Source organism: Streptomyces sp. V4I2, assembly GCF_030817655.1.
Lineage (GTDB): Bacteria > Actinomycetota > Actinomycetes > Streptomycetales > Streptomycetaceae > Streptomyces > Streptomyces plumbiresistens.
The window spans coordinates 1,182,409-1,205,455 of record NZ_JAUSZM010000003.1 but is presented as its reverse complement, the minus strand read 5'-3'; the positions used below and the strand labels follow the sequence as shown (position 1 = coordinate 1,205,455).

The 23,047-nt window shown below is 71.4% G+C and carries 23 protein-coding genes and 1 pseudogene; 12 read left to right on the top strand and 12 right to left on the bottom strand.

Annotated elements, in window-relative coordinates; all coding sequences use genetic code 11:
- Positions 1-53: 53 nt before the first annotated feature.
- The 9 genes from QFZ76_RS06545 to QFZ76_RS06505 all read right to left on the bottom strand — a co-directional run bounded on the left by QFZ76_RS06545 (position 54) and on the right by QFZ76_RS06505 (position 8,954).
- Positions 54-1,430, bottom strand: coding sequence for an FAD-binding oxidoreductase (locus QFZ76_RS06545; protein WP_307672805.1), 1,377 nt, complete (start codon positions 1,428-1,430; stop codon positions 54-56).
- A gap of 66 nt (positions 1,431-1,496) precedes the next feature.
- Positions 1,497-2,696 carry an acyl-CoA dehydrogenase family protein gene (locus tag QFZ76_RS06540; protein WP_307672804.1) on the bottom strand — a complete coding sequence of 400 codons (1,200 nt, stop codon included), beginning with the start codon at positions 2,694-2,696 and terminating at the stop codon, positions 1,497-1,499.
- Positions 2,693-3,691 carry an ABC transporter substrate-binding protein gene (locus QFZ76_RS06535; RefSeq protein ID WP_307672803.1) on the bottom strand — a complete coding sequence of 333 codons (999 nt, stop codon included), beginning with the start codon at positions 3,689-3,691 and terminating at the stop codon, positions 2,693-2,695. The genes QFZ76_RS06540 and QFZ76_RS06535 overlap by 4 nt, the downstream gene beginning before the upstream one ends.
- Positions 3,692-3,701: 10 nt before the next feature.
- Positions 3,702-4,799: an LLM class flavin-dependent oxidoreductase gene (locus QFZ76_RS06530; protein ID WP_307672802.1), complete on the bottom strand. Its 1,098-nt coding sequence runs from the start codon at positions 4,797-4,799 to the stop codon at positions 3,702-3,704.
- 22 nt (positions 4,800-4,821) lie between these two features.
- Positions 4,822-5,787 (bottom strand): ABC transporter substrate-binding protein, encoded by a 966-nt coding sequence (locus tag QFZ76_RS06525; RefSeq protein WP_307672801.1) that lies wholly within the window; start codon positions 5,785-5,787, stop codon positions 4,822-4,824.
- Positions 5,784-6,500, bottom strand: coding sequence for an ABC transporter ATP-binding protein (locus tag QFZ76_RS06520; RefSeq protein WP_307672800.1), 717 nt, complete (start codon positions 6,498-6,500; stop codon positions 5,784-5,786). The genes QFZ76_RS06525 and QFZ76_RS06520 overlap by 4 nt, the downstream gene beginning before the upstream one ends.
- Before the next feature lie 5 nt (positions 6,501-6,505).
- A complete protein-coding gene (locus tag QFZ76_RS06515; RefSeq protein WP_307672799.1) occupies positions 6,506-7,387 on the bottom strand; it encodes an ABC transporter permease in 882 nt (293 codons plus the stop codon).
- Positions 7,384-8,223 (bottom strand): sulfurtransferase, encoded by an 840-nt coding sequence (locus QFZ76_RS06510; RefSeq protein ID WP_307672798.1) that lies wholly within the window; start codon positions 8,221-8,223, stop codon positions 7,384-7,386. Before QFZ76_RS06510 ends, QFZ76_RS06515 begins: the two co-directional genes overlap by 4 nt.
- A complete protein-coding gene (locus QFZ76_RS06505; protein ID WP_307672797.1) occupies positions 8,220-8,954 on the bottom strand; it encodes an alpha/beta hydrolase in 735 nt (244 codons plus the stop codon). The genes QFZ76_RS06510 and QFZ76_RS06505 overlap by 4 nt, the downstream gene beginning before the upstream one ends.
- Positions 8,955-9,293: 339 nt before the next feature.
- On the opposite strand from QFZ76_RS06505, the gene QFZ76_RS06500 reads away from it, so the two are divergent.
- Positions 9,294-10,142, top strand: coding sequence for a LysR family transcriptional regulator (locus QFZ76_RS06500; RefSeq protein WP_307672796.1), 849 nt, complete (start codon positions 9,294-9,296; stop codon positions 10,140-10,142).
- 19 nt (positions 10,143-10,161) lie between these two features.
- Here the strand turns inward: QFZ76_RS06500 and QFZ76_RS06495 are convergent, their stop codons facing one another.
- The 3 genes from QFZ76_RS06495 to QFZ76_RS06485 all read right to left on the bottom strand — a co-directional run bounded on the left by QFZ76_RS06495 (position 10,162) and on the right by QFZ76_RS06485 (position 12,130).
- Positions 10,162-10,548 carry a MarR family winged helix-turn-helix transcriptional regulator gene (locus tag QFZ76_RS06495; RefSeq protein ID WP_266445070.1) on the bottom strand — a complete coding sequence of 129 codons (387 nt, stop codon included), beginning with the start codon at positions 10,546-10,548 and terminating at the stop codon, positions 10,162-10,164.
- Between the two features lie 49 nt (positions 10,549-10,597).
- Positions 10,598-10,942, bottom strand: coding sequence for a VOC family protein (locus tag QFZ76_RS06490; protein ID WP_307672795.1), 345 nt, complete (start codon positions 10,940-10,942; stop codon positions 10,598-10,600).
- Between the two features lie 156 nt (positions 10,943-11,098).
- Positions 11,099-12,130, bottom strand: a complete 1,032-nt coding sequence (locus QFZ76_RS06485) for a LacI family DNA-binding transcriptional regulator (RefSeq protein WP_307672794.1) — start codon at positions 12,128-12,130, stop codon at positions 11,099-11,101.
- A gap of 198 nt (positions 12,131-12,328) precedes the next feature.
- On the opposite strand from QFZ76_RS06485, the gene QFZ76_RS06480 reads away from it, so the two are divergent.
- The 11 genes and pseudogenes from QFZ76_RS06480 to aspA all read left to right on the top strand — a co-directional run bounded on the left by QFZ76_RS06480 (position 12,329) and on the right by aspA (position 23,041).
- Positions 12,329-14,350 carry a beta-galactosidase gene (locus QFZ76_RS06480; RefSeq protein ID WP_307672793.1) on the top strand — a complete coding sequence of 674 codons (2,022 nt, stop codon included), beginning with the start codon at positions 12,329-12,331 and terminating at the stop codon, positions 14,348-14,350.
- Positions 14,351-14,552: 202 nt separating this feature from the next.
- A pseudogene (locus tag QFZ76_RS06475) lies at positions 14,553-14,826 on the top strand (ArsR family transcriptional regulator).
- Positions 14,827-14,893: 67 nt separating this feature from the next.
- Positions 14,894-15,856 carry an SMP-30/gluconolactonase/LRE family protein gene (locus tag QFZ76_RS06470; RefSeq protein WP_307672792.1) on the top strand — a complete coding sequence of 321 codons (963 nt, stop codon included), beginning with the start codon at positions 14,894-14,896 and terminating at the stop codon, positions 15,854-15,856.
- Positions 15,857-16,021: 165 nt separating this feature from the next.
- Positions 16,022-16,477: a fluoride efflux transporter CrcB gene (crcB, locus tag QFZ76_RS06465; RefSeq protein WP_307672791.1), complete on the top strand. Its 456-nt coding sequence runs from the start codon at positions 16,022-16,024 to the stop codon at positions 16,475-16,477.
- Positions 16,474-16,854 carry a DUF190 domain-containing protein gene (locus tag QFZ76_RS06460; protein ID WP_307672790.1) on the top strand — a complete coding sequence of 127 codons (381 nt, stop codon included), beginning with the start codon at positions 16,474-16,476 and terminating at the stop codon, positions 16,852-16,854. Before crcB (QFZ76_RS06465) ends, QFZ76_RS06460 begins: the two co-directional genes overlap by 4 nt.
- Positions 16,851-17,225 (top strand): fluoride efflux transporter CrcB, encoded by a 375-nt coding sequence (gene crcB, locus QFZ76_RS06455; RefSeq protein WP_307672789.1) that lies wholly within the window; start codon positions 16,851-16,853, stop codon positions 17,223-17,225. Before QFZ76_RS06460 ends, crcB (QFZ76_RS06455) begins: the two co-directional genes overlap by 4 nt.
- A gap of 108 nt (positions 17,226-17,333) precedes the next feature.
- On the top strand, positions 17,334-18,170 hold the full coding sequence (locus tag QFZ76_RS06450) for an undecaprenyl-diphosphate phosphatase (protein WP_307672788.1): 837 nt from the start codon (positions 17,334-17,336) through the stop codon (positions 18,168-18,170).
- 176 nt (positions 18,171-18,346) lie between these two features.
- The gene (locus tag QFZ76_RS06445; RefSeq protein ID WP_307679946.1) at positions 18,347-19,024 is read left to right on the top strand and encodes a FadR/GntR family transcriptional regulator; all 678 of its coding nucleotides are present in this window, start codon (positions 18,347-18,349) and stop codon (positions 19,022-19,024) included.
- The gene (locus tag QFZ76_RS06440) at positions 19,021-20,463 is read left to right on the top strand and encodes an amino acid permease (RefSeq protein WP_307672787.1); all 1,443 of its coding nucleotides are present in this window, start codon (positions 19,021-19,023) and stop codon (positions 20,461-20,463) included. The genes QFZ76_RS06445 and QFZ76_RS06440 overlap by 4 nt, the downstream gene beginning before the upstream one ends.
- Before the next feature lie 32 nt (positions 20,464-20,495).
- Positions 20,496-21,512, top strand: a complete 1,017-nt coding sequence (locus QFZ76_RS06435; RefSeq protein ID WP_307679945.1) for an asparaginase — start codon at positions 20,496-20,498, stop codon at positions 21,510-21,512.
- Positions 21,513-21,628: 116 nt separating this feature from the next.
- The gene (gene aspA / locus QFZ76_RS06430) at positions 21,629-23,041 is read left to right on the top strand and encodes an aspartate ammonia-lyase (protein WP_307672786.1); all 1,413 of its coding nucleotides are present in this window, start codon (positions 21,629-21,631) and stop codon (positions 23,039-23,041) included.
- Positions 23,042-23,047: the final 6 nt, after the last annotated feature.

Below are 23,047 nucleotides of genomic sequence, written 5' to 3'. Positions count from 1 at the left end.
TACCCGAACGGGCCCGGCCACCGTGGAGCGGCAAGGGGAGCGGCCGGGCCCGCTCACAGGCACTTTCCGGGGTTCAGGATCCCCCGGGGATCGAACACCTCCTTGAGTCTGCGCTGCAAGGCGTGGGCCGCGGGGCCGAGCTCCTCGGCGACCCACTGACGCTTCAGCAAACCCACCCCGTGCTCGCCGGTCAGTGTCCCGCCCAGCCGCAGTGCCAGGGCGAAGATCTCGCCGGCCGCCTCCCACGCGGCCTCCGGCAGCCGGTCCAGGGACGGGTCCACGACCACGATCGGGTGCAGGTTGCCGTCCGCCGCGTGGGCGAGGGTGAACACGGGCACGTCGTGGCGGGCGGAGATCGCCCGTATCTCGCGGACCGCCTCGGCCAGCCGGGAGCGCGGGACCGCGATGTCCTCGATGAGCGGGCGGCCCAGCCGCTCCAGCGCGGGCAGGGCGAGGCGGCGGGCGGCCAGCAGAGCCTCGGCCTCGGCGGGGTCCTCCGTGGTCTGAACCGTCGTGGCCAGGGGAGCCATCAGCCGGGCCACCGCCGCGGCCTCGGCCGCCGCGCCCGCGCCGTCGCACTGCACCACCAGCAACGCGGCGCCCCGCTCCCGCAGCGCCGGGTCGATGGCGTGCAGCACGGGCCCGTCGACCAGCTCCGCCAGCGCGGGCTCGACCCCGGCCCGGGTGATCGCGTACGAGGCATCGGCGGCCTGCTCGAAGGAGGCGAAGTAGGCGGCGAGCGTGGCCGTCGCCACCGGGACCGGCCTGAGGCGCAGTGTCGCCGAGGTGATCACCGCGAGGGTGCCCTCCGAGCCGGTGAGCAGGGCGGTCAGGTCGTAGCCGGTGACGCCTTTGACGGTACGGCGGCCGGTCCTGACCACCGTCCCGTCGGCGAGGACCGCCTCCAGGCCCAGGACGCTGTCCCGGGTGACCCCGTACTTCGCGCACCGCAGGCCGCCCGCGTTGGTCGCGATGTTCCCGCCGATGGTGGACAGCGCCGCACTCGCCGGATCGGGCGCGTACCGCAGTCCGTGCGCGCCTGCCGCCCGGTCCAGGTCGGCCGTGATGACCCCGGGTTCGACGACGGCGAGCTGGTCGTCGGCGTCGAGTTCGAGGATGCGGTTCATCCCGGAGAGGTCCAGGACCAGGGAGCCCTCGCTCGCCGTGGCCCCGCCCGACAGTCCGGTCCCCGCGCCGCGCGGCACCACCGGCACGCGCAGCGCGTGCGCGTGCCGGAGGGCGACGGTCACGTCCTCCGTACGCCGGGCGTGCACCACGGCCAGCGCCTCGCCGGCGGGCCGGCTGCCGGACCGGTCGGTGGCGTGCGCGGCGAGCACCGCCGGGTCCGTGCTCAGCCGGTCGGGCGGCAGATCGCGGGCGAGGAGCCCGAGGAGCCTGGCGGAGGCGGTTCGTTCCGGTGCGGTCGTCATCGGTCCAGCACCTTCGTTCCGGGAGTGATGGTCATCGGTCCAACGCCTTCGTTCCGGGGCTGATGGTCATCGGTCCGACCCCTTCGTTTCCGGTGCGGCGGCCACTGGTTCGTCCAGCACCTTCGTGCCGATCGCGAGCAGTGAGATGTCCTCCTGGGGCGCGTGCACGGGCGCGCACTGGATGTCCCGGAAGTGCCGCTCCAGCGGGTTGCCGCGGGCCAGCGCCGGGTTGCCCAGCAGCCGTACGGCCAGCTCCACGGCCCGCACCCCGTGCCGGTCGGCCAGCACCCGTGCGCCCAAGGCCTGTTCCGGGCTGTACGAGCTGTCGCCGGCGCCGACCTTCGCGGCCCCGTCGAACACCAGTTGCTCGGCGGCGGCGAGCAGCACCTCGATCTCCCCGGCTGTGCGCCGGAAGCGCTCGGTACGGGCCACCGGACGGCCCAGGTTGGCGGGTACGCGGGTGCGGGCGAAGGTGTGGAAGAAGTCCTGTGCGGCGCGCGCGACGCCCAAGTAGAGCGCGGCGAGCGGCAGATGAATGGCGGCGCCCGCCCGGTTGTCCTGTTCGGCGGCCGGCCCGTGCGGGCCGATGCCGACGACGTGCTCGTACGGGACTGCCACGTCCCGGAACGTCACGTCGTGGCTGCCGCTGGCGCGCAGCCCCAACTGGTCCCAGCGACCCGTGATCTCGATTCCGGTCGAGCCGCCGGGCACGAGAAATGTCCCCACCCGCGGTTCCGGTTCGTCGGTGCTCGCCCACACCAGGAACCAGTCGAGCCCCTCGGCGCCGGTCACGAACCGCTTGGTGCCGCTGAGGGACCAGCCGTCGGCCGTGCGCCGCGCGAGCGTGGCGGGCAGCCCGCCCCGGGCGGGGGAGCCCAGGTCGGGCTCCACGCGCGCGTGGTTGATCAGAACGGGACGCTCGAACGACTCCTTGACCACCCGCGCGTACAGCTCCTCGGGCCAGTGCGGCGCGGCGGCCTGCCGGGCATGGGTGGTCAGCGTCATCGCGGTGATCAGGGCGACGGACGGGTCGGACCGCCCCAGCGTGTGCAGGATGCGGGCCGTCTCCTCGACACCCGCGCCCCGGCCGCCGTACCGCTCGCCGATCGTCGCGGTGAGCAGCCCCGCCTCGTGGGCGATCCGGAGGGACGCGGCAGGAAAGGCGGCCGAACGGTCGTACTCGGCGGCGAGTTCGGCGAGGTCTGGGAGGTCTGGGAGGTCTGGGAGGTCTGGGAGGTCTGGGAGATCGGCGATGCGGTCGGTCACAGGGCCTTCCTCAGGTCGGCGTTCAGCGCGGTGGACCAGAACGACTTCACGTCCAAGTGCTCCTTGAGTGCGCCGAGTCCGGTGAAGACGTCGGCGACCTTCTGCTGCGAGGCGATGGTGTCGGCGCCGACGGTCCGGGCCTGTGTCGGACGCTGGGCCTGGGCGTCGACGAGGTCCTTCTTCGCCTGGGCGAGGGGCTGGTGCGTGGCGTCGGCGGTGACCTGGGCGAAGCCGTCCTCGTGGCCGTCGCGGACATAGGCGTACGCCTTGGTGATCCGGGCGATCAGATCGGCCGCGGCTGCCTTCCGCTGTGGACTCTTGAGAACGCTGTCCCGCGCCGACCACAGGAAGTTGCCGGACAGGATGTCCTTGCCCGAGCCGACCGTCGTCGCGCCCTGCTGGTGGGCGGTGATGATCGAGGTGCCGTAGGAGGCGAAGGCGTCGATGCTGCCGCCGTTGAGGGCGGCGAGGCCGTCGTTGGGAAGGAGCGGCTTGGCGTCGACGTCGGACCACTGCAGGCCCGCCCGCTTCAGCAGCTCGTACAGGAAGTAGTGGGCGGTGGTGTTCTTGACGTAGCCGATCTTCTTGCCTTTGAGGCCGGCGATGCCGGTCACCTTGGAGCCCTTGGGGACGACGACCTCCTGGTTGAGGGTCGCCCCGCGCTGCACGGCGACGACCTTGAAGTTGGGGTCGCCGTCGGCGGCCGCGAAGACCGGTGGGATCTCGCTGGAGGAGGCGAGGTCGAGGGCGCCGGCGCGGATCGCCTGGAGCTGCTGGTCACCGCCCTGGAACTGGCTCCACTTCACCTGGTAAGGGGTGTCGTCGAGACCGGCGTACTTCAGGATCGCCTCTTCGAGCTTCCAGCCGGTGGCGCCGACCCGGAGGGTGACGGAGGACGAGGATCCGGCCTGTGCCTGGGTCCCGCACGCCGCCGCGAAGGGCAGGAGCAGGGCGAGGGTGGCGGCGGACGTGCGGAGGGTGCGGCGGAACAACACGGGATCTCCATCAGGCGGCTTGGGTCGTGGCGCGGTGGGCGAGTTCCTGACGCACCAGCGGCAGGACGTGACGGGAGTAGTCGATCGCGTCGTTGAGCGGGTCGTAGCCCCGGATGGACAGCAGGTCGCAGCCGATGTCGACGTAGTCGAGCAGGGCCTTCGCCACCGTCTCGGGCGTGCCCACCAGCGCGGTGGAGGCGCCGGCCGCGTTGGTGGCGACCGCCGGAGCGGTCCACAGGCAGCGGTCGTGGACCTCGCCGCGCTCGGCGATGTCCAGCAGCCGCTGCGAACCGACGTTGGCCGGACGGCCGGTGGTGCGGTAGTGGCGCAGCAGCTCGGTGTTGCGGGCCTGGTCCTTGAGCACGCCCAGGGTGCGGTGCGCCCTCTCCCAGGCCAGGTCGTCGGTGGGCGCGATGATCGGGCGGAACGACACCCAGATACGGGGGCGGGGGCGCCCGGCGGCGTCCGCGACCGCGTTGACGGCGGCGATCTGGTCGGCCGTCTCCTTCAGCGGCTCGCCCCACAGCCCGAAGATGTCGCCCTGCTGACCGCCGACCCGGTACGCGTCCTGGGACGAGCCGCCCACCGAGATGGGCACCAGCCCGTTCACCGGCTTCACGTCGGAGTAGTAGCCCTCGAACGTGAAGTGTTTGCCTTCGTGCGAGACGGGCCCGTCGGCCTGCCACACCTTCCGCAGGATCTGGATGTACTCGTCCGAACGCTCGTACCGCTCCGCCTTGCCCAGGTAGTCGCCCTCCCGGCGCTGCTCCTCGTCGCTGCCACCGGAGATGATGTGCACGGTCAGCCGGCCGTCGCTGATCTGATCGAGGGTGGCGAGGGCTCGGGCCGCGTGCGTGGGGAAGACGACGCCCGGCCGGTGCGCCAGGATCGGGCGGATCCGCTCGGTGTGGGTGGCGACGAACTGGGCGACCTGGAAGGCGTCCGGGGACGCCGAGTGGTAGGCGACGAGGGTGTGGTCGAAACCGCCGTCGTCGAGGGTGCGGGCGTACCTGCGCAGGTGGTCGGGGTCGAAGCCGGTGCGACTCGCGGCGGCCGGACCCGAGGCCGCGGAGTCCGTGTGGACGGCACTGATGAACTCGACAGGCATGAGAACTCCCTGATGAATGCGACTACTTGAGAAGGGACGTGTCGGCCGACTCGGCCACGTCGACGTTGGGCTCCAGCACACCGATCCCGTTCATGAGGTCGGCCACGCCCTGGACCGTCTTGTTGACGTCCGAAGAGACCGGCAGGACCTTGCTGTACGCGGCGGAGGCGAGCGTCTTGGCGACGGAGGCGTCGGCGCCGTTGCGGGTCTCGATGGCCTTGGCGTACGCGTCCTGGTGGGTGCTCGTCCACTGAAGGGCCGTACCGAGGCGCTTGAGGAAGTCGGCGAGCGCGGCCTTCTTGGGGGAGTCGGCAAGAGCCTCGTCGGAGGCGCCGATGAAGCCGTAGCCGCTGACCCGTCCGTCGGCACCGTCGACGAGCAGCTTGCCGCCCTGCTGCAGACCGACGGCCTGGTAGACGCCGAAGGTCGCCCAGGCCTTGATCTTCCCGGAGGCGAAGGCGGCCTGCGCGTCGGTCGGCAGCAGGTACTGCACCTTCACGTCCGAGTAGCTGAGGCCGTTCTGCTTGAGCACGTTGGCCAGCAGGTACTCGGAGATGCTGCCCTTCGCCGAGGACACCACGACCTTCTGGCCCTTGAGATCCTTGACGCTGTCGATGCCGGAGTTCTTGCCGACCACGATGCCGACATGCCGGCCGTCGTTCTTCAGCGCGGCCACGTTCTTGAATTTCACCCCGCCGCTCAGTGCCTGGAGCGCGGGCAGATCCGCGGAGTACGTGGTGTCGGCGGCGCCCGCCTGCACGGCCTGGTAGAGGGGCGCGGCACCCTCGAACTCGGCCCACTTCACCTTGTACGTGGCGCCCTTCAGGGCGTCCGACGCCGCGACGATGGTCTGGAGGGTCTTGGCCTGGTCGCCGATGGTGAGGGTGACCTGTTTCGACGAGGCGTCCGCCGAGGAGTCCGCGCCGCAGGCGGTCAGCGCCAGCAGGGCGGAGAAGCTCAGCGTGGCTGCTGCGAATCGGTGTGTCACGAGGGGGTTCCTTCCAGGGTGCGGGTCACGCCGAGCCAGTCCAGGAGGCGGGCGCGCAGGGTGACGAACTCGGGGGCGGTGAGGTCGCGGGGGCGGGGCAGGTCGACGGTCAGTTCGTGGGCGATGCGGCCCTCGTCCATCACCAGGACGCGGTCGGCGAGCAGCAGCGCCTCCTCCACGTCATGGGTGACCAGGAGGATCGCGCAGCCGTGGCGCTGCCACAGCTCGGCGACCAGCTGCTGCACCTTGCCCCGGGTGAGGGCGTCGAGGGCGCCGAACGGCTCGTCCAGGAGCAGCAGTTCGGGCTCGCGGACCAGGGCGCGGGCCAGGGAGACGCGCTGGGCCTGGCCGCCGGAGAGGGTCTTGGGCCAGACGGCCGCGCGCTCCGCGATGCCCACCTCGGCGAGGGCCTTGCCGGCCAGTTCCCGGTCGGGCCGCCCAGGCAGTCCGAGGACGACGTTGCGCCACACCTTCAGCCAGGGCAGCAGCCGCGGCGACTGGAAGGCGGCACTGCGGCGGGCGGGTACGGTCACCTCGCCGCCGATCTCGTCGTCGAGCCCGGCGAGGATGCGCAGCAGCGTCGACTTGCCGCAGCCGCTGTGGCCGAGCAGGGCCACGAACTCGCCCTCGCGGATGTCGAGATCCAGGTCGTGCAGGACGGTGTTGCCGTCGAAGGCCCGCGAAAGCCCTCGTGTTTCCACGCTGTTGGCCATGACGTTCACGCCTCGCCCTCGAAGTTGGCGCGCCAGGTCAGCAGGCGGCGCGAAAGGATCCGTACGGCGAAGTCGCAGGCCAGCCCGAGCAGCGCGTACACGACGAGGCACAGCACGATGACGTCCGTACGGAAGTACTGCTGGGCGTTGCTCATCAGGTAGCCGAGCCCCGCGTCCGCGTTGATCTGCTCGGCGAAGACCAGGGCCAGCCACGCGGTCGACAGCGCGTACCGGAGTCCCACGAGAGCCCCGGGCAGCGCGCTCGGCAGGATCACGTACTTGATCAACCCGAGCCGGCCGAGTCCCATCATCCGTGCCGCCTCGACGAGTTGGGAGTCGGTGGAACGGATGCCGCCGTAGATGTTGAAGTACAGCGGGTAGGTCACGCCGAGCGCGACCAGCGCGATCTTCGGGGTCTCCTCGATGCCGAACCAGACGATGAACAAGGGGATCAGGCCCACCCAGGGGATCGCCCGGAACATGCCCATCGAGGAGTCGATGACGTCCTCGCCGAGCCGGAACAGCCCGGCCACCAGGGACAGGCTCAGGGCGACGGTCGCGCCGATCAGGAAGCCGACGGCCGCCCGGCGGCCCGACGCGGCGATGGCGTCGGGCAGTTCGCCGCTCTTGGTGAGCTCCACGGCCTGGCGGACCACGTCCACGGGGGAGGCCAGCACGGTCTCGGGGAGGACGCCGGTGGCCGAGGTGAGGAACCACAGGAGGACGAGGCCGATCGGGCCCGCGGAGCGGCGTACGGAACGGGGGACGGTGAGGCGTCGACCGGTCTTGGCGGTGCCGCGGATGGTGACGCGGTTCGGCAGCGGGGCTCGGTCCGTGGGTTCTGCCTGGTGCGGCAGGACGGCCGGGTCCAGGGGTTTCGTCGTCATGGGTGGTTTCCCTTCGCGGTCGGGCGGGCCGGATCGGCGGACCAGGCGGACCAGGAGCCCGGGAACAGCACCGCCTCGAATCCGGCGAGCTCCAGCGCGGCGATCTGGTGGGCGGCGGTGACGCCGGAGCCGCAGTACACCCCGATGCGCGACGCCCCGGCGGCGCCCTTCTCCTCGAACCGTTCGCGCAGCTCCTCGGGCGGCAGGAAGGTGCCGTCCGCCGCGAGGTTCTCCCCGGTGGGAGCGGAGACCGCGCCCGGGATGTGTCCCGCCCGCGGGTCCACCGGCTCCACCTCGCCGCGATACCGCTCGGCGGCCCGCGCGTCCAACAGCAGCCCGGACACGGCCAGTTCGGCGGCACCGTCGGCGTCGGTCACCGGCAGGGCGCCCGGCTTCAGCACGACGTCGCCGGGCGGCGGGTCGGCCGGGATCCCGGACTCCAGCGGCAGCCCGGCCGCCCGCCAGGCGCCGAGCGCCCCGTCCAGGAGCGTGACCTGGGCCAGACCCGCGTAGCGCAGGAGCCACCAGGCACGGGCGGCGGCGGTGTTGCCCAGGTCGTCGTGGACGACGACCCGTCGGTCCTGCGTGATACCCCACCGGCGTGCCGCGTCCTGCAGATCCGCGATCCGGGGCAGTGGATGCCGGCCGCCCTCCGGGCTCGGTGGCGCGGCCAGTTCCGTGTCGAGGTCGACGTAGACCGCGCCCGGGATGTGGCCCTCGGCGTAGTGGTCGCGGCCGTGCGGATCGCCCAGCGCCCAGCGGACGTCGAGGACGACCGGGGGAGCGTCGGAGGCGAGCAGGTCGCGGAGTTCGGAGACGGTGGTCGTCACGGTCATGCCGGGCCCTCCGCGATCGCGGGCAGCTCGGGGGAGAGACGCAGCCGTTCCAGGAAGAGCACGACGGTGGCGGCGGCCGTGCGGTGCAGCGCGTCGTTGAGGACGTCGTGCCGGCCGCCGTTGAACGTCACCGTCCGCACGCCCGGATGCCCCGCGTACACGCCGGCCGCCTCGGCGAGCGGGCTCACGGTGTCCTCCCGGCCGTGCAGCGCCAGTACGGGAACGCGCACCAGGTCGAGACGTAGTTCGGGCAGGTCAGGGTGTTCGTCGAGGGCCCCGCGCCGGAAGGCGGTGTCGTTCGTGAGGCGGGACCGGTGGGTGGGGCAGGCGGTGCGGGCCTCGATCTCGGACTCCCAACTTCCCGAGTCCCAGGGCGTGGTGGGCAGGCCCCCCAGGATCAGCGCGTCGAGGCCCGGGGTCTGCTGGGCGGCCAGCTGGGCGGCGTAGCGGGCGCCCGTGTCCGAGCCGACCAGCACCTTCGGGCCGGGCAGCGACTCGTCGGCAAGCAGTTTCGCCGCCTGGTCCAGCACGGACGGATCGGCGGACGGGTCGCCGAGGGCCCGGACCCGATAGGCGTCGAAGGCGAGCCGGCGGCCGAACCGCTCGTACACACCGCCGTGTTCACCCCGTCCGGCCAGCACGATCAACGTGCCGCGCGCGGCGAGGCCTTCGGGTTCGTCCCAGGAGAAGGACTTCCCGGAGGAGGAGTCCGAGGAGAAGGATGAGGGCATGGGGCAGCTCCCGGTTTCGGGCAGGGGCATGGGTGTTCCGGGCAGGGGATGCGCGCGGAAAAGGGCAGCCGACAGCGACTGTCACGTGTCAGCGAGGAAGAGACGTGATCAAGTCGGCTTGCGGAGGGACGCCGGTGAGCGGCGGGAGGTCAGCGACAGCGCGCGCTGCACGCCACGCCGAAGTCGATGACTCGGCGCTGCGTCAGAAGGGCAGCAGAAGCGGTCGCGTGCAACATGCGCCCATCATGACCGGAGGCGGCGGACCGCGTCCAACGACGATTCCGCATCGAAACCGATCAGACATCGCGATCGGTCCTCCGGGGGCGCTACTGTCACGGCATGTCCCAACCCGTCCTCGACATCGTGGCCCTGCGCAGTCTGACCGCGATCGCCGACTGCGGCGGCTTCCACCGTGCCGCCCGGACCCTGTCCCTGAGCCAGTCGGCGGTCAGCCAGCACGTCCGCAAACTGGAGAAGATCCTGGGCGGGCCCGTCGTCGAACGCGAGGGACGCGGCACACGGTTCACCCCCGAGGGCCGCCGGCTGCTGGAACAGGCCCGCCGTGTCCTCGCCGTCCACGACGAGGCCGTACGGACCCTGCTCGAGTCCGACGGCGACACGGTCACCGTCGGCGCCACCGAGCACGCCGCCGACCAGTTCCTGCCCCGGCTCACCGCCGCCGTCCAGGAGGTGCGGCCCGGCTGCCGGGTCCGGTTCCGCATCGACCGTTCCGCCCGCCTCGTGGAGGCCGTGGAACGCGGCAGCGTCGACGTGGCGGTGTACGTCACGGAGGCCGCCGCCACCGAGGGCACGCCCGTCGGCGGTCTCCCGCTCACCTGGCACGCCGTCCCCGGCTGGGAGCCGCCGCCCGCACCGGCCGCCGTCCCCCTGGTCGCCATCGAGGACCCCTGCGCCATCCGCCGCCGGGCCATCGCCACCCTCGCCGCGCGGGGCGTCCCCGCCACGGTCGTCGGCGACGCCGGCTACCTCGCGGGTGTGCTCGACATCGCCCGCACCGGCCAGGGCGTGGCCCTGCTCGCCGCCGTGGGCCCCGCCCCCGACGGGCTGACCCCGTACGAGGGGCTTCCGGCGGTCACGCCGATCCCGATGAGCGCGCTGGCCCGTCCCGGGGCGGATCCGGCGACGGTGGAGGCGGCCTTCGCGGCCGTACGGGATCTGCTGCGCTGACGCGGGGTGCGGAGCGGGATCAGCCCAGCGTCCGGGCCAGTACCTCGCGCTGCAGCGGGAGCACCTCGGCGTGCAGGTCGCGGCCCTTGCGGGTGAGGGCGACCCACACGCCCCGCCGGTCCTCCATGCAGACCGAGCGCTCCACCAGACCGTCCTTCTCCAGGCGGCCGATGAGGCGGGACAGCGCGCTCTGGCTGAGATGCACCCGTCCGACGAGGTTCTGCACCCGGCACAGGTCGCCCTCCTCGGGCGCCTCGGAGGCGAGGACGTCGAGCACCTCGAAGTCGCTCGCGCCCAGCCCGTGAGGGTGCAGCACGCGGTCGATCTCGCACATCGTGCGCGCGTGCACCGACAGGATGTCCCGCCACTGTTCTTCGAGCCGGGTGCCGGCCGCGTTCACTGCCATACACCGAATGTTAATGCGTGTGCATCGACATGCGGACGGGGGAAGCGGCTCAGGCGTCCTGGACGAGCCCGACGAGGTTTCCGTCGGCATCCTTGACCGAGGCGATCATCCTGCCGCCGCCGACCTCCTGGACGTCCTGGAGCAGCTCGGCGCCCGCGTCGAGGAGGGCGGCGAGCCGGCCCCTGATGTCGGAGACGTGCCAGTAGGGAACGGGACCGGTCATGCCCTTGGCGTGTCCGTTCGGGTCCAGGCCGACATCCTGGCCGGCGTCCTTGAAGCCGACGTAGTAAGGCTCGTCGGCGTAGGGCTCGACCTCCAGCAGGGCGCTGAACAGGGCCTTCGCCCGCGCGATGTCCTTGACGGGGTAGACGATGGTGTTGAGTCCGGCGGTCATGGCGTGTGCTCCTCGGTGGTGCGCGGACCGACGGATCTCGCCGGTGATCTCACGCTAGGCCGGGGGAGCGGGAGCCGCTTCTTCGATCCTGACCGGTTGCCCCGCACCGCGCGAGCACCGCTGTCGCCGCCTATCCGGCGCAGCTGAACGTGCCCCTCAGGTGGACTCCCGCTTCACCAGCTCCGTGGGCAGAATCACGGCCGCCGCGTCCTCGCCGCCGATCTGCGCCAGCAGCACCCGGACCATCTCGGCGCTGATGCGGTCCCAGGGCTGCCGGATCGTCGTCAGTTCGGGCCGGGAGGCCAGCGCGGCGGGGGAGTCGTCGAAGCCGCCCACCGACACGTCGTCCGGCACCCGTCGCCCCGCCCGCTCCAGTGCCGTCAGTACGCCCTGCGCCATCAGGTCGGAGGCGACGAACACGGCGTCCAGGTCCGGGGTCCGGGCGAGCAGCCGCTCGGCGCCCGCCTCGCCGCTGGCCCGGCTGTAGTCGCCGGAGACGACGAGCCGCTCGTCGATCGCGACGCCCGCCTCGGTGAGCACCTCCTTGTACCCGGCGAGGCGCTCGACACCGCCAGGTGTGTCCAGCGGGCCGGTGACCACGCCGATGCGGCGGCGGCCCAGGGACAGCAGGTGGCGCACCATGTCCCGGGCGCCGTCGCGGTCGTCCGCGGCCACGTAGCTCACCCGGGACCGGAGCCCGATCGGCTTGCCGCACGCGACCAGCGGCACACCCGCCTCGCGCAGCTCCTCGGCGATCGGGTCCCCGGAGTGGCTGGAAACGAGCAGCACCCCGTCCACGTGCCCGGCGGTGATGTACCGCGTGATGCGCCGCCGCTCGTCCTCGGTCCCGGCCAGCATCAGCAGCAGCGGGATGTCGTGGGCGGCCAGGGCCTGGGTGCAGCCGCGCAGCAGGACGTTGAAGTTGGGGTCCTCGAAGAACCGCTCCTGCGGCTCGGTCAGCAGGAAGCCGACGGAGTCGGAACGTCCGGTGATCAGCGAACGGGCGTGCCGGTTGACGACGTAGCCCGTCTTGCGGATGGCGGCGTTCACGGCCTCCTGGGCGGCGGGGCTGACGTAGTGCCCGCCGTTGAGCACACGTGAGACCGTGCCGCGTGAGACCCCTGCCTCCCGCGCCACGTCGTGGATCGTCGGCGCTCTGCGTCGGCCCCCCGCGTTGTTCATGGTCATGACTTTAAGGCCCTCGCGGGCGGATGGCGGCCGCCCTGACCACGGTAGGTTCCCTAGGTCCGGCGACGGTGTGTGATCGTGCACAGCGCGCACGGCATTCGAATACTTGGCAAGGCTCACCCTCGTACGGTTATCTTGGGCCGCGCGCTGCTGACGCCGTGTGTGCACGTTCCCAACCATCAGAAACGGGAGAGACCCATGCCGGAGACCACCCCCAGGGGCCTCACCAGGCTCGCCTTCGGCGGGGACTACAACCCGGAGCAGTGGCCCGAGAGCGTCTGGGAGGAGGACGTACGGCTGATGCGGGAGGCCGGCGTCACCATGGTCAGCGTCGGGATCTTCTCCTGGGCGCTCCTGGAGCCCGCACCCGGCACGTACGACTTCGGCTGGCTCGACCGGCTCCTCGACCTGCTGCACGACAACGGCATCCGCGTCGACCTCGGCACCCCCACGGTCGTGCCCCCGGCCTGGTTCTACCGCGACCACCCCGACGCGCTGCCCGTCACGGCCGACGGCATCCGCCACGAGTTCGGCTCACGCGGCGCCATCTGCCACAGCAACGCCGACTACCGCTCGGCCGCCGCCGGCATCACCACCCGGCTCGCCGAGCGCTACGCCGGGCATCCCGCCCTGGCCATGTGGCACGTGCACAACGAGTACGGCGTCCCGGTCTCCGCCTGCTACTGCGACTCCTGCGCCGCCCACTTCCGCCGCTGGCTGGCCACCACCTATGGCACCGTGGAGGCCGTCAACGAAGCCTGGGGCACCGCCTTCTGGGGGCAGCGCTACGCCGACCTCGGCCAGATCAACCCGCCGCGCACGGCGCCCACCGTCGGCAACCCGGGCCAGGCGCTGGACTACAAGCGGTTCGCCGACGCCACCATGCGCGAGAACTTCGTGACGGAGCGGGACATCCTGCACCGCCTCTCGCCCGGCATCCCGGTCACCACCAACTTCATGACCGCGCTCAGCCAGTGCGACTCCGTCGACTACTGGGCCTGGGGCCGCGAGGTCGACCTCGTCACCAACGACCACTACCTGATCACCGACGGCCGCCGCACCCACGTCAACCTCGCGATGGCCGCCGACCTCACCCGCTCGGTCGCGGCCGGCGCCCCCTGGCTGCTGCTCGAACACTCCACCTCGGGCGTCAACTGGCAGCCCCGCAACCCCGCCAAGGCCCCCGGCCAGATGGCCCGCAACTCCCTCGCCCACGTGGCACGCGGCTCCGAGGGTGCCATGTTCTTCCAGTGGCGCCAGTCCCGGCGCGGCGCCGAGAAGTTCCACTCGGCGATGGTCCCGCACGGCGGCACGGACACCCGCGTGTGGCGCGAAGTGGTCGAACTGGGTGCCTCGCTCGACTCGCTGAGCACCGTCCGAGGCACGCGCACCGCCGCCGACGTGGCCGTCCTGTGGGACTGGCAGTCCTGGTGGGCGCAGAACCTCCAGTGGCGTCCGAGCGAGGCCCACGACCCGCGCGAGCGCGCCGACGCCTTCTACGAGGCCCTCTACGACCGCCACCTCACCGTCGACTTCGCCCACCCGGAAGCCGACTTGTCGAGGTATCCCCTTGTCGTCGTGCCCGCGCTGTACCTCACGACCAAGGCGGCGGGCCACAACATCACGGAGTACGTCGAGAACGGCGGCACCCTCGTCGTGTCGTACTTCTCCGGCATCGTCGACGAGCACGACGCCGTGCACGAGGGCCCCTACCCCGGCGCGCTGCGGGACGTGCTCGGCCTGACCGTGGAGGAGTTCTCGCCGCTGCTCAAGGACCAGCTCGTGCGCGTCACCGGCCCCGACGGCTCGGAGCTCGCCGCGGACGTGTGGACCGAGTTCGTGGTGCCGCGCGGTGCCGAGACCGTGTGGACGTACGCCGACGGTCCGGCCGCCGGCCACCCGGCCGTCACCCGGCACCGCCTCGGCGAGGGCACCGCCTGGTACGTCTCCACCCGGCTGACCACCGAGGGCCTGGACGCGCTGCTGGGCTGGGCCGTCGAGGACGCGGACATGAGCACCCGCGCCGACCTGCCCCGCGACGTCGAGGTGGTGCGCCGCACCGGCGAGTCCGGCACCTACCTGTTCGCGATCAACCACACCGCCACGGACGTCAAGGTGCCGCTGGACGCGAACGGCACCGAACTGCTGACCGGTGAGCGCGCCGCGGGAGGACTGGCGGTCCCGGCGGGAGCCGTCCGCGTCGTACGGCTCGACGGCTGAACCGACTCCCCTCCGCCCGTGCGAGCGCGCGAGCCGCGGGCGGAGGGGGCTTTTCACCCGCAGGGTGCGCCCGCGTACCGAAAGACCGGGCTTCGCAAGGGAATTCGCTACCGGACAACGTTGCGGAGTCCCGTACGCGGCGGCATCGGCTGCGCCACAGTGGGAAGACGCGGTACGAGGAGCCCGGACGGAGGGGAACGCGATGCTGAGGACTCCCACCGGCGAGCGGCGCCTGGACATCCTGGAATGGCTGAAGGACCCGGCCGCGCACTTCCCGCCGCAGCGGCACGGCGATCCGGTGGCGGACGGGGTGACCGCCGACGCCGTCGCCGAGAAACTCGGAGTGCGCCGCGCCGTCGCCGAGACCCACCTCGGCCTGCTCGCGGACCTCGGTCTGCTGCGCACCAGGCGGATCCGGCGCCGCACCCACTACCGGCGCGACGAGGTACGCACGCATGTTCGAGAAGGGCTGGTAGGCGCCGGGCCGGCGCGGGTACACGCCTGCGAGGAGGATCGTCCTCCGGCAGCGAAGGGCAGGCGTGCATGAACCGTCCCACGGCTCTGGTTCCCCGCCACTACGTCGCGATCGGCGGCCGCGGCCCCGAGGACGTGGTGGTCGACGCCCGCGGCCGGGTGCTGACCGGCGTCGAGGACGGCCGGATCCTGCGCCTGGAGGGCCTGACAGACCCCGGCGCGGCCCGCGTCGAGGTGCTCACCAGGACCGGCGGCAGGCCACTGGGCCTCCACCTCCTCCCCGACGACGCCCTGTTGGTGTGCGACGCGGAACGCGGACTGCTGGGGGTGGACCTCACCGACGGCACGGTACGGGTGATCGCCGACTCGGTGGCGGGGGAGCGGCTGCGGTTCTGCAGCAACGTGGTCGCCCTGTCCGACGGAACCGTGTACTTCACCGTCTCCAGCCGCCGCTACCCCTTGGAGGAGTGGATCGGCGATCTCGTCGAGCACACCGGCACCGGCCGGCTGCTGCGCCTGGCCCCGGGCAGTGACGAGCCCGAAGTCCTGCTGGAGGGGCTGCAGTTCGCCAACGGACTCGCCCCGAGCGCCGACGAGACCTTCCTGGTCGTCGCCGAGACGGGCGCCTGCCGGCTGACCCGCTACTGGCTCACCGGTCCGAAGGCCGGCCGCGGCGAACCCTTCGTCGAGAACCTCCCGGGCATGCCCGACAACCTCTGGCGCGGCGCACCGGACGCCCCGATCTGGGTCTCGCTGGCCGGCCCCCGCGTCCCGCCCCTCGATCTGCTGCACCGCGGCACCCCCGACATCCGCCGCACCGCCGCCCGCATCGCCGTGCGCGCGCCCTTCCGTCCCCCCGGCACGACCGGCGTCCTCGCGGTCGACGACCAGGGCGGGATCGTCCACCACCTCACCCGCCGCCGCTCCGGTTTCCGCATGGTCACCAGCGTCTGCGAGAGCGCCGGCCACCTGATCCTGGGCAGCCTGTGGGAACCCGGCGTGGCCGTCTGCGAGGCGCCGAGCACGAAATGACCCGGGCGCACCCCGGGGTTAACCTGTTTTCCAGCCGCGATCCCCTCGCGGCGCGGCGGTGGGGCCCGCCGTACCCGAACCGCGGCTCAGGTGCCGCCAACGGTCCCTACTTGCGATGGAGCACGCCCGCATGCCAGGGCCCCGGCGAGTAGGAGACGCACGACCATGACAGCCCAGGAGACCGACAGCCTCCGCGTCCCCGCCCCCCGACAGCCCGCCTGGCGCGGCCAGGCACCGGTCGTCGCGGTGGTCGCGCTCGGCGGTGCCCTGGGCGCCACCGCCCGGTACGCGGCAGCCCTGTGGTGGCCCGCCCAGCCGGCCGGGTTCCCCTGGGCGACCTTCTGGACCAATGTCGTCGGCTGCGCCGTCATCGGCGTGTTCATGGTGGTCATCACCGACGTGTGGGCCGCCCACCGGCTCGTCCGCCCCTTCTTCGGCACCGGGGTGCTCGGCGGCTTCACCACCTTCTCGACGTACGCGGTCGACTTCCAGAAGCTGGTCGACTCCGGCCATCCCCGCACCGGGCTGGCGTACCTCTTCGCGACCCTGCTCGCTGCGCTCACCGCGGTGTGGCTCGCGGTCGCGGCCACCCGGCGGGTCCTGAAGTGGAGGCGGCCATGACGAGACTGACCGGCCACGCCCTGCGCGTCACCGTCTTCGTCGGCGAGCACGACACCTGGCACCACAAGCCCCTCTACAGCGAGATCGTGCACCGCGCCCACGCGGCCGGCCTCGCGGGCGCCAGCGTCTTCCGCGGCATCGAGGGCTTCGGCGCCTCCTCCCTGATCCACACCTCCCGGCTGCTGTCGCTGAGCGAGGACCTGCCGGTGGCCGTCGTGATCGTGGACGACGAGGAGCGCGTACGGGCGTTCCTGCCGCAGCTCGACGAACTCGTCACCGAGGGACTGGTGATCCTCGACGACTGCGAGGTCATCAGGTATGTCGGACGGGAGAACGAAAAGGGCAATCCGGGCGCGAAGGGTAAGAACTCGTTGTGAACTGGCTGCTGGTCGTCGCGGGTGCCATGGTCGGCGCCCCGTTGCGCTACCTGACCGACCGGGCGGTGCAGTCCCGGCACGACTCGGTCTTCCCCTGGGGCACCTTCGCGGTGAACGTCACCGGCTGTCTGATCCTCGGCGTGCTGACCGGCGCGGCCGCCTCGGGAGCCGCCGGTTCCCACCTCCAGCTGCTCCTGGGCACCGGGCTGTGCGGGGCGTTGACGACGTACTCGACCTTCTCGTACGAGACCCTCCGGCTGGCCGAGGCCGGGGCGGGGTTCTATGCCGCCGTCAACGCGATCGGCAGCGTGGCCGCCGGTCTGGGGGCCGCCTTCGTGGGCGTGGCGGTGGCGCAGGCGGTGTGGGCGTAGGGCCCTCGGGTCGCGATTGTGTGCGGCTCGGCTCTCGTCTGCGTGTAGTAAGACGGAGCTCGCCGTACCCAGCCCACCCCCTGTGTCCCTTGAGCAGAACTGGATCCCATGAGCGTCATCAGCGTCGGTCAGGCCGTCGTCCTCGGAGCCGTCGAGGGGGTGACCGAGTTCCTGCCCGTCTCCTCCACGGGCCATCTGAAGATCGTCGAGGGGCTCATGGGCATCCCCGTCGACGAGGACTCCGTCGTCGGGTTCTCGGCCGTGATCCAGGTCGGGGCGATCGCCGCCGTGTTCGTGTACTTCTTCAAGGACATCGTGCGGATCGTCTCGGCGTGGGGCCGCGGGCTGGTCGACAAGGAGGAGCGCTACCACCACGACTACAAGTTCGCCTGGTGGGTGATCTGCGCGACCGTCCCGATCGTCGCCGTGGGCCTGGCCGCCAAGCCGCTCATCGAAGGACCGCTCGCCTCGCTGTGGGTGGTGGCGGGCTCGCTGATCGTCGGCAGCGGGGTGATGTGGGCGGCGGACCAGATGGGCCGGCACAAGCGCGGGGAGGACGACACCTCGTTCAAGGACGCCATGCTGGTGGGCAGTTCACAGATCCTCGCCCTGCTCTTCCCGGGCTTCTCCCGCTCCGGTGCCACCATGTCCACGGCGCTGATCCTGGACCTCGACCGTGTGGCCGCCACCCGGCTGTCGTTCTTCCTCGGCATCCCCGCCCTGACCGGGGCCGGCCTGTACGAACTCAAGGACGCCCTGGGGACCGGCGTGGGCGCGGCGCCGCTCGCCGTCGGGACCCTCGTCTCGTTCGGCGTGGCCTACGCGTCCATCGCCTGGCTGCTGAAGTTCATCGCCAAGCACTCCTTCAACGCCTTCGTGATCTACCGGATCGTCGTGGGTGTGGTGCTCTTCGGGCTGCTGGGCACGGGTGCGCTGAGCAGCTGACCTTCCGTGGGCGGGGGTGTCGCCCCGGCGGGGTGTGAGGTCTCTTTCCGGCCTCACGCCCCGTGAATTTCTTGTTTCAGCAGCCTTGACAGAGACCTCACGCTCCGCGGAGTATCACTCCCGTGAACCTGTCAGACAGCCAGACAGCCAGTCAGGGCCCGCGGCGCGTCAGCGCCATGGAAGCGGTGCTCGGGCATCTGCGCGGCGCCATCGAGCGCGGCGACTACGCGATCGGCGACAAGCTCCCCTCCGAGGCGGAGCTGTGCCGCACCCTCGAGGTCTCCCGCCCCGTGCTGCGCGAGGCACTCAGGGCCCTGCAGACCATGGGGCTGACGGTCTCCAAGACCGGCAAAGGCACCTTCGTGGTCGCGAGCTCAGTCGAGGACCCCACCTTCGGCGACTACGCGGCCAGCGACCTGCTGGAGGTGCGCCGCCACGTCGAGATCCCGGTCGCCGGGTACGCGGCCCGGCGCCGCACCCCGGAGAACCTCGACCACCTGGCCCACCTCCTGGACCGGATGGAACGGGAGACCGACACCACCGCCTGGGTCGCGATGGACACCCTGTTCCACCTCGGCGTGGCCGAGGCCGCCCAGAACCCGGTCTTCCGCCGGGTCATCGAGGAGATCCGCGACGCACTGGCCCGCCAGTCGGCGTTCCTCAACGAACTGGGCGGCCGGCGCGAACAGTCCAATCGCGAGCACCGGGCGATCGTCGAGGCGCTGATGGACGGTTCCGAGACCGACGCGGTGGAGGCCATGTCCCACCACCTCGACCGCGTCGAGACGACCCTCACCGACATCGTGCGTTCCCCGCGCACGGACACCCCCACGGAAGGCGGACCCGAGGCGTGAGCGAGCAGCACCTCCAAGAGGCGACCCGCAAACACACCGCACACGTCGACGCCGGAGACGCCGGCTACAGCAAGTCCCTGAAGTCCCGGCACGTCAACATGATCGCCATCGGCGGGGCCATCGGCACCGGCCTCTTCCTCGGCGCCGGCGGCCGCCTCGCCGACGCCGGGCCCTCCCTCTTCATCGCCTACGCGGTCTGCGGCCTCTTCGCCTTCCTCGTCGTCCGTGCCCTCGGCGAACTCGTCCTGTACCGCCCGTCCTCCGGCGCCTTCGTGTCGTACGCCCGGGAGTTCCTCGGCGAGAAGGGCGCGTACACCGCGGGCTGGATGTACTTCCTCAACTGGGCCACCACCGGCATCGCCGACATCACCGCGGTGGCCACCTACACCCACTACTGGGGCATGTTCTCCGACGTCCCGCAGTGGGTGATCGCACTCATCGCGCTCGCCGTGGTCCTCACCGTGAACCTGATCTCGGTGAAGATCTTCGGCGAACTGGAGTTCTGGTTCGCCATCGTCAAGGTCAGCGCGCTGGTCATCTTCATGTGTATCGGCATCTTCCTGCTGGTCACGCAGCACCCGGTGGACGGCACCACCCCCGGCCCGTCCCTGATCACCGACCACGGCGGCGTCTTCCCCAACGGCCTGCTGCCCATGCTCCTGATCATCCAGGGCGTCGTCTTCGCCTACGCCTCCGTCGAACTGGTCGGCGTCACGGCGGGCGAGACCGAGAACCCCGAGAAGATCATGCCGAAGGCGATCAACTCGATCATGTGGCGCGTGGGCATCTTCTACGTCGGCTCGGTCGTCCTGCTGTCGATGCTGCTGCCGTGGAACACGTACACGTCCGGCGAGAGCCCCTTCGTGACCGTGCTGTCCAACATCGGCATCCCGGCGGCGGGCGGCGTGATGAACCTGGTCGTCCTCACCGCGGCCATGTCCTCGCTCAACTCCGGCCTGTACTCCACCGGCCGCATCCTGCGCTCCATGGCGATGTCCGGCTCCGCGCCCAAGTTCACGTCGGTGATGAGCCGCAGCAAGGTCCCGTACGGCGGCATCCTGCTCACCAGCGGCTTCTGCGTCCTCGGCGTCGGCCTCAACTTCGTCGTCCCCGCCGACGCGTTCGAGATCGTGCTCAACTTCGCCGCGATCGGCATCCTCGCCACCTGGGGCATGATCATGATCTGCCACCTGATGTTCTGGCAGAAGTCCCAGAAGGGCGAACTCGCCCGCCCGAGCTACCGGTTGCCGGGCTCCCCCTGGACCGAACTCGTGACGCTGGCCTTCCTTGCCTCCGTCCTGGTCCTCATGTACGCCGACGGCGGCGCCGGCCGCACCACCGTGCTGTGCCTCCCGCTGATCGTCGGGGCGCTGGTCGTCGGATGGTTCGCCATCCGCCGCCGTGCCGTCCGCACGTCCACCACCGGAGCCGACGCGTGAGGCACGCGCCGCTCCCCGAGAAGCAGGCAGTGATGTACAGCAGTTCTGTTGCGGACGCACCCCTGATCCGCGAACCCCTCCACGCTCCCGTCGCCCACCTCATACGCGGCGGGGTCGTCGAGGGCATCCACTACGGCTCCGTCGTCGTCCTCGACACCGACGGCCACGTCCGTTTCCAGCTCGGCGACATCGAGGCCGCCTTCTACCCCCGCTCGGCCCTCAAGCCCGTCCAGGCCGTCGCCATGGTCCGGGCGGGGCTCCCGCTCGACGGCGAGCTGCTCTCGCTCGCCGCGGCCAGCCACTCCGGCGAGGAACGCCATCTCGCCGGCGCCCGGCGCATCCTGGAGCTCGCCGGACTCACCGAGGACCACCTGCGCAACGTCCCCGACCTGCCCTTCGACCCCGTCGTCCGGGACGACTGGGTCCGGGACGGCAGGATGCCCTCACGGCTCGCCCAGAACTGCTCCGGCAAGCACGCCGCGATGCTTTACACGTGCGTGCTCAACGACTGGCCTCTTGAGGGGTATCTCGACCCGGAGCACCCCCTCCAGCAGGCGATCGCCGAGATCGTCGAGGACCTCACCGGGCAGCGCATCGCGCAGGTGACCGTCGACGGCTGCGGTGCGCCGCTGTTCTCCGTCTCGCTGCACGGCCTTGCGCGTGCCGCCGCCCGGATCACCACGGCCCCGTCCGGCACCCCGGAGGCGCGTGTCGCCGACGCGATGCGCGAGCACGCCGAGATGGCGTCCGGGTCCGGCCGGGACGTCGCCGCGCAGATGCGGGCCGTGCCGGGGCTGCTCGCCAAGGACGGCTTCGAGGGCGTGCACGTCGCTGCGCTGGCCGATGGCAGAGCGGTGGCCGTGAAGATCGCTGACGGGGCGAATCGGGCGCGGGTTCCGGTGGCTGCGGCTGCCCTCGCCCGGGCGGGCGTTGATCCCTCGCTGCTCGCGGAGTTCGCGGGGGAGCCGGTGCTCGGGGGAGGCGAACCGGTCGGCTGCGTACGGCCGGTGCGGGCGCTGGACCCGGTCCCTTTGTCGGCCTGCGCGTAGCGCTTCGCCGGACGGGCCGCCATGGATCTGCGGGCCGAACGTGGCTGCTCGCGCAGTTCCCCGCGCCCCTCTCGGGGCGCTTACCCTCACCCCTTGGAAAGAGGATCTCTACCCTCATGACCACCGCCGCCACCCGCACCGAGCACGACCTCCTCGGCGACCGCGACATCCCCGTCGACGCGTACTGGGGCGTCCACACTCTGCGCGCCACGGAGAACTTCCCCATCACGGGCATGACCATCTCCGCCTACCCGCACCTGATCGACGCCCTCGCCGCCGTCAAGGAGGCCGCCGCCCTCGCCAACGAGGAGCTCGGGCTGCTGGAGCCGAGGAAGGCCGCCGCGATCGTCGAGGCGTGCCGGGAGATCCGTGACGGCAAGCTGCACGACCAGTTCGTCGTCGACGTCATCCAGGGCGGCGCCGGCACCTCGACGAACATGAACGCCAACGAGGTCGTCGCGAACCGGGCCTTGGAACTGCTCGGGTACGCCAAGGGGGAGTACCGCCACCTGCACCCCAACGAGGACGTCAACCTCGGCCAGTCCACCAATGACGTCTACCCGACCGCCGTCAAGATCGCGACGGTATTCGCGGTACGTGGACTGCTCGAGGCGATGTCCGTGCTGCAGGACGCCTACGCCCGCAAGGCCGTCGAGTTCCGCGAGGTCCTCAAGATGGGCCGTACACAGTTGCAGGACGCGGTGCCCATGACGCTGGGTCAGGAGTTCTCCGCATACGCCGTCATGATGGACGAGGACCGCAGCCGTCTCGCCGAGGCAGTCGAGTTGATCCATGAGATCAACCTGGGCGCCACGGCCATCGGCACCGGCCTCAACGCCCCCGCCGGATACGCCGAGTCGGCCCGCCGCCATCTCGCCGAAATCACCGGTCTGCCGCTGGTCACCGCCGCCAACCTGGTCGAAGCTACCCAGGACTGCGGTGCATTCGTCCAGATGTCCGGCGTGCTCAAGCGGATCGCCGTCAAGCTGTCGAAGAGCTGCAACGACCTGCGGCTGCTGTCCTCCGGGCCGCGCGCGGGCCTCGGTGAGATCAACCTGCCGCCGGTGCAGGCCGGTTCGAGCATCATGCCCGGCAAGGTCAACCCGGTGATCCCCGAGGTCGTCAACCAGGTCGCCTTCGAGGTGATCGGCAACGACGTCACCATCACCATGGCTGCCGAGGCCGGACAGCTCCAGCTCAACGCCTTCGAGCCGATCATCCTGCACTCCCTGTCGGAGTCCATCACCCACCTCAGGGCCGCCTGCCTCACCCTCGCCGAACGCTGCGTCGACGGCATCACCGCCAACACCGAGGCGCTGCGCGCGAGCGTGGAGAACTCCATCGGCCTGGTCACCGCCCTCAACCCGTACATCGGCTACACGGCGGCCACCGACATCGCCAAGGAGGCCCTCGTCACCGGCCGGGGCGTGGCCGAACTCGTCCTGGAGAAGGGCCTGTTGCCCGCGGACACCCTCGCCGACCTGCTGCGGCCGGAGATCGTCGCGGGCACCGGCTCACCCCTGGCCTGAGCCGCG